Annotated in this window: 1 protein-coding gene; it reads left to right on the top strand. The window is 64.4% G+C overall.

Annotation, left to right across the window (positions count from 1 at the left end):
- Positions 1-66 precede the first annotated feature (66 nt).
- Positions 67-1,211 (top strand): IS3 family transposase gene (locus AC1DKQ_RS22375; RefSeq protein WP_476920277.1). Its coding sequence is split into 2 segments (ribosomal slippage): positions 67-343 and positions 343-1,211, totalling 1,146 coding nucleotides; the frame shifts between segments, so codons are not numbered across the junction.
- Positions 1,212-1,243: the final 32 nt, after the last annotated feature.

Here is a 1,243-nt window from a genome sequence, read left to right as displayed (position 1 = left end):
GGGACTGCCCCCGGTTTTGTTGACTCCTTGACCTAGCGAGCTTGTGCTCGTGGAAGGATGTTGACCATGCCCACGGCTTATGGGGCGGAGTTCCGCCAGGATGTTATTGATGTGGCCCGCAAGGGCGAAGCGCCGCTGGCGCAGATTGCCAAGGATTTCGGGCTGTCGGTCACGACGCTGAAACGGTGGATTGCCATCGCCGAACGTAAAGAATCCGGGGCCGGCCCGGCAGCGGCGGAGTCGGCCGAGATGCGGGAGCTGAAGAAACGCAACCGCCTGCTGGAGCAGGAGAACGAGATTCTGCGCCGGGCTGCCGCCTATCTGGCGAGGGACATCAACCCAAAATGATCTACCCGCTGGTCACGGATCTTGCCGCCGACGGAGTTCCCGTGGCGGTGACCTGCAGGGTGTTGAAGTTCAGCAAGCAAGGCTATTACCGGTGGCGGTCCAGCCCCGTGACGGACCGAGACTGGGTCGATGCGCACCTGGTCAACGCCGCCCGGGACATCCATGCCGACGATCCGGCGTTCGGGTACCGTTTCATCGCCGACGAGCTCCCCGGGAGGGGCATCATGGCGGGCGAGAACAGGGTCCAGCGCTTGTGCAGGGACCACGGCATCTGGTCGGTCTTCTCCAAGAAGCGGGGCCCGAACCGGAAACCGGGGCCACCGGTCCACGATGACCTGGTGGAGCGGGACTTCACCGCCGAGGCGCCGAACGAGCTGTGGCTGACCGACATCACGGAGCATCCCACTGCCGAGGGGAAGCTCTACCTCTGCGCGGTGAAGGACGTCTATTCCGGCAGGATCGTCGGGTACTCGATGGACTCCCGGATGAAATCCTCACTGGCCGTCGCCGCACTGGAGAACGCGGTGCGGACACGCCGCCCGGTGGGGACCGTGGTGCACTCGGACCGCGGCTCCCAGTTCCGGTCCCGCCGCTTCGTCGAATCGCTCCGGCACCACGGGCTGACAGGCTCGATGGGCAGGGTAGGCGCGTGCGCGGACAATGCCGCGATGGAATCGTTCTTCTCACTGCTCCAGAAGAACGTCCTGGACAGTCAGCGGTGGACCACCAGGCAGGGACTCCGGCTGGCAATCACGACCTGGATCGAAAGGACCTACCACCGCCGGCGACGGCAAAGACGGCTGGGAAAACTCACGCCCATCGAATATGAAACAATCAACCGGACCGCGCTCACAGCGGCCTAAGACCCCGAGTCAACAAAAGCCGGGGCAGTCCC

The organism is Arthrobacter sp. 05L421, assembly GCF_056397785.1.
This window is presented reverse-complemented; position numbering and strand designations above follow the sequence as displayed.